The organism is Dietzia sp. B44 (assembly GCF_014145245.1).
In the GTDB taxonomy this organism is placed as follows: Bacteria; Actinomycetota; Actinomycetes; order Mycobacteriales; family Mycobacteriaceae; genus Dietzia; species Dietzia natronolimnaea.
Window position 1 is genome coordinate 1 of sequence record NZ_JAALEF010000288.1, and the last position, 4,226, is coordinate 4,226.

6 protein-coding genes are annotated in these 4,226 nt (G+C 69.8%); all 6 read left to right on the forward strand.

The genetic code is table 11. The features are described 5' to 3' along the window. A partial coding sequence (locus G6017_RS10135; RefSeq protein WP_182617210.1) for a M16 family metallopeptidase occupies positions 1 to 670 on the forward strand: 670 nt, incomplete at its 5' end. 34 nt (positions 671 to 704) lie between these two features. Next, complete coding sequence (gene dapB / locus G6017_RS10140) at positions 705 to 1,454, forward strand: 4-hydroxy-tetrahydrodipicolinate reductase (RefSeq protein ID WP_179526256.1); 750 nt, start codon at positions 705 to 707, stop codon at positions 1,452 to 1,454. A gap of 8 nt (positions 1,455 to 1,462) precedes the next feature. Then, entirely contained in the window at positions 1,463 to 1,942 is a 480-nt protein-coding gene (locus tag G6017_RS10145; RefSeq protein ID WP_179525426.1) for a hypothetical protein, read from the forward strand. Next, positions 1,939 to 2,391, forward strand: a complete 453-nt coding sequence (locus G6017_RS10150) for a flavodoxin family protein (RefSeq protein WP_179525425.1) — start codon at positions 1,939 to 1,941, stop codon at positions 2,389 to 2,391. Before G6017_RS10145 ends, G6017_RS10150 begins: the two co-directional genes overlap by 4 nt. A gap of 36 nt (positions 2,392 to 2,427) precedes the next feature. Next, complete coding sequence (gene thyX / locus G6017_RS10155; protein WP_179525424.1) at positions 2,428 to 3,180, forward strand: FAD-dependent thymidylate synthase; 753 nt, start codon at positions 2,428 to 2,430, stop codon at positions 3,178 to 3,180. Positions 3,181 to 3,265: 85 nt separating this feature from the next. Continuing rightward, entirely contained in the window at positions 3,266 to 4,186 is a 921-nt protein-coding gene (gene dapA / locus G6017_RS10160) for a 4-hydroxy-tetrahydrodipicolinate synthase (protein ID WP_182609553.1), read from the forward strand. Positions 4,187 to 4,226 lie beyond the last annotated feature (40 nt).

The following is a 4,226-nucleotide window of genomic DNA, read 5'->3' on the forward strand; positions in this document are numbered from 1 at the left end:
GGCGGGAGCCGCGACGGTCGGGGCCGCCGCACCCACCTCCGGCCAGGCGGCCGGGCACCCGGGCTGGGCCCCGTCGTCGGTTCTGGTGGGGGAGGACGACGACTCCGAGCAGGTGCTCCTGGCTCTGGCACGGAGGACACCGTCCCGCGATCACCGGGACCGCGCCGCGGCACAGGTCGCGACCGCGGTGCTCGGCGGTGGACTGAGTTCCCGACTGTTCCAGCGGGTCCGCGAGGAGCTCGGGCTGGCCTACACCGTGTACGCGTCGATGGACCAGTTCCGTGCGACCGGACTCGTCTCGGTCGTCGCCGGCAGCCCCGTCGGGCGGGTGGACGCCCTCAGCGGTGCGCTGGCCGAGGTCGTCGCCGGGATGGTGAACGATCCCCCGTCCGGCGACGAGGTCGACCGCGCGATCGGGCACCTCACCGGATCGATCAGGCTCGGGCTGGACGACCCACTGTCGCGGATGACGCGGATCGGCCGCCACCTGCTGGACCGCGACACTGTGGTGACCGTCGGGGAGTCGCTCCACCGGCTCCGCACCGTGCACCGCGACGACGTGGCGGACTACTGGACGGGCGAGACCGCGCCCTGGTGTCTGGCGGCCGTCGGGCCGGGCATGCCCGATGCCGGCGGCGCGGCTGATCTGCTCGCCGGCGTGGGCGGATAGGCTGGTGAGCGGTGTGACGACCGATGAGGAGACGATGACGGTGACGAAGGTCGGAGTGCTCGGTGCACGCGGCAAGGTGGGCACGGCGATCTGCGAGGCGGTTCGCGCGGCGGAGGACATGGAACTCGTCGCCGAGGTGGACCAGGGCGACCGGCTGCAGATGCTCACCGACGCCGGCGCGGAGGTGGTCGTGGACTTCACGCACCCCGACGTGGTGATGGACAACCTCGACTACTGCATCACACACGGCATCCACGCCGTGGTCGGCACGACCGGCTTCACCGACGAGCGGTTGGAGACACTGCGCGGACTGCTCGCGTCCCACCCGGATACCGGGGTGCTCGTGGCACCCAACTTCGCGATCGGAGCCATCCTCATGATGCGCTTCGCGGTCCAGGCGGCGAGGTATTTCCCCTCGGCCGAGATCGTGGAACTGCACCACCCGAACAAGGCCGACGCACCCTCGGGTACGGCACACCGCACGGCGGAGATGATGGCCGCCGCCCGCGCCGCGGCAGGGATGGGGCCCTCCCCGGACGCCACCTCCACCGAGCTGGAGGGGGCGCGGGGCGCAGATGTCGGCGGGGTGAGGGTGCACTCGGTCCGCGTGACCGGCCTGATCGCGCACCAGGAGGTCCTCCTGGGTACACAGGGGGAGACCCTGACCATCAGGCACGATTCCCTCGATCGCTCCTCCTTCGCGCCCGGTGTGCTCCTGGGCGTACGGTCGATCGCGGGCGCTCCGGGACTCACCGTTGGGCTCGACGCCTTCATGGATCTGTAGGCCGGCCCGTGGACAGAGTCGTCAAGCCGCTGGTCATGGCCCTCACGGCGGTGGGTCTGGTGGTGGCGTTCGGTTACCTGCTCTACCTCGGGTGGTCCATGATCAGCCGGTCCGAGTACCTCGCCATGCGTGGACTCGGCGTCGGGATCGTCCTGCTGACCGTCGTCGGGGCGTGGGCCATGTGGGCGATCCTGCGGAACGGATTCGAACTCCAGCGGATCTCCGCCGCGGCAGCCCAGGAGGGGATCGAACTCGATGTCTCCGACCTGGACCACCGCCCGTCCGGGCGACTCGAGCACGCCGCCGCCGATGAGCTGTTCGACCGCGTCAGTGCGGAGTACCAGGCGTCTCCGGACGACTGGCGTACCAACTACCGGTTGGCCCGCGCCTACGACCACGCGGGCGACCGCCTCCGTGCCCGTGAGGTGATGCGGGCGGCCATCGCCCTGCGGGAGGCGGAGTCCTCCGGGACCGGGGATCCGCGATGAGCACCGTCCTCGTGGTCCACCACGCTCCGTCCCCCAGGCTCCGACGAATCCTGGAGGCACTGGAGAGGGGTCTGGCCCATCCCGACCTCGAGGGCATCGAGGTCGAATCAGTGCCCGCACTTGCGACCACCGACGACCACGTTCTCCGTGCGGACGGCTACGTCCTGCTCACCCCGGCCAACTTCGGCTACATGTCCGGTGCACTCAAGCACTTCTTCGACCGCACGTACTACACCTGCGAGGGTGCGGTGGCCGGTCGGCCCTACGCCCTCTGCGTGCACGGGGACAACGACACCTCCGGGGCGGTGGCCTCGGTCGAACGGATCACCACCGGGTGGGACCTCCGCCAGGTCGCCCCGGCCCTACAGCTCACCGGCGAGCCCGGTCGTGAGGAACTCGACACCGCGTCCGAGGTCGCCGCGACGGTCGCCGCACACCTTCTCGGCTGACCCGCCGGGCGACACGACACAAGAGGGAGTCCCACCATGTCCGAGCTCGTCCGGCGGCAGGTCCGCATGGTCGCGCACACCGCGTTCACCCCACCCGACGAGATCGGTTGGGAGACGGATGCGGACGGCGGCTCCGCCCTGGCCGAGTTCGCCGGCCGCGCCTGCTACCAGAGCTGGGACAAACCCAACCCGCGCACCGCGTCGAACGCCGGGTACCTGAGGCACATCCTCGAGGTGGGGCACCTCTCGGTGTTCGAGCACGCGAGCGTGACGTTCTACATCACCGGTATCTCCAGGTCGTGCACCCACGAGCTCATCAGGCACCGCCACTTCTCCTACAGCCAGCTGTCGCAGCGGTTCGTCCCGGAGCATGATTCCAAGGTGGTGCCCCCGCCCGCGATCGCCGACGACCCGGAGCTGGTGGAGATCTTCCGCCGCGCCACCGACGCGTCGCGGGAGGCCTACGCGGAGATGCTCGCCAAGCTCGAGGAGAGGTTCGCCGACGTCCCCAACCCGATGCTGCGTCACAAGCAGGCCCGGCAGGCCGCGCGGTCGGTCCTGCCCAACGCCACCGAGACCCGCATCGTGGTGACCGGCAACTACAGGTCGTGGCGGCACTTCATCGGAATGCGGGCGACCGAGCACGCGGACACCGAGATCCGAGGACTGGCGATCGACGTCCTGCGTCAGTTGCGACAAGCGGCGCCGGCGGTGTTCTCCGATTTCGAGATCACCTCGCTGGAGGACGGCTCCGAGATCGCGGTGAGCCCCTACGTCCTGGAGGGATGAACCGGTTCACCGGGTCGGAATCGGGACTTCCCGTGGTCTGCGGGTAGTCTGGGAGGCCATGACACACGTGACCACTGGGGGCCCGATGTCGGCAGACGGTCGGCCGGCCCCCACCCGACCCGGACGCCCCACGCCGTTCGGCACGGTGCTCACGGCGATGGTCACCCCGTTCGGGTCCGACGGTTACGTCGACCTGAAGGCCGTCGCACGTGTCGCGGAACACCTCGTGGAGTCGGGGTGCGACGGTCTCGTCGTGTCCGGGACCACGGGAGAGTCGCCCACCACCACGGACGCGGAGAAGATCGCGGTTCTCGAGGCCGTTCTGGCCGCGGTGGGGGACAGGGCGACGGTGGTGGCCGGAGTCGGGACATACGACACCGCACATTCCGTGCACCTCGCGCGCCAGGCGGCGTCCGTCGGTGCCCACGGCATGCTCGTGGTGACCCCGTACTACTCCAAACCCACCCAGGCCGGACTCGACGCCCACTTCCGGGCGATCGCCGACGCCACCGACCGACCGGTGATGCTCTACGACATCCCACCGCGGTCAGTGGTCCCGATCCAGGCGGAGACGCTCATCGGACTGTCGTCCCACCCGAACATCGTCGCCGTCAAGGATGCCAAGGGCGACTTCCACGACGCGGTCACGGTGATGTCCCACTGCGACCTCGTCTACTACTCGGGCGACGACCAACTCAACCTCCCGTGGCTGGCCGTGGGAGCCAGCGGTTTCGTCAGCGTGATCGGCCACGTGGCCGCCGCGCGCCTCGTCGAGCTGCGCCGCGCCTTCCTCGCGGGCGAGGTCGACACCGCGCGACATATCAACCTCGGACTCCTCCCGCTCTTCGACGCCCAACGGGCGCTCGGCGGCGTGTCGATGTCCAAAGCAGCACTAGAACTTCTCGGGATCCCGGCCGGAGTGCCGCGACTCCCGCAGTTACCACCGACCACCGAGCAACGGGACGCACTGGCGTCGCTGTTGCACAGAGCAGGAGTCATCAGATGACGGAGAACCCGACCAACAGCCGCGGACGCGGCCGGACCCG

Excerpts from the sequence above, each read along its gene's own strand:
- dapA (WP_182609553.1), top strand. The coding sequence starts at position 3,266 with ATGTCGGCAGACGGTCGGCCGGCCCCCACCCGACCCGGACGCCCCACG.
- G6017_RS10150 (WP_179525425.1), top strand. The coding sequence starts at position 1,939 with ATGAGCACCGTCCTCGTGGTCCACCACGCTCCGTCCCCCAGGCTCCGA.
- thyX (WP_179525424.1), top strand. The coding sequence starts at position 2,428 with ATGTCCGAGCTCGTCCGGCGGCAGGTCCGCATGGTCGCGCACACCGCG.
- dapB (WP_179526256.1), top strand. The coding sequence starts at position 705 with ATGACGGTGACGAAGGTCGGAGTGCTCGGTGCACGCGGCAAGGTGGGC.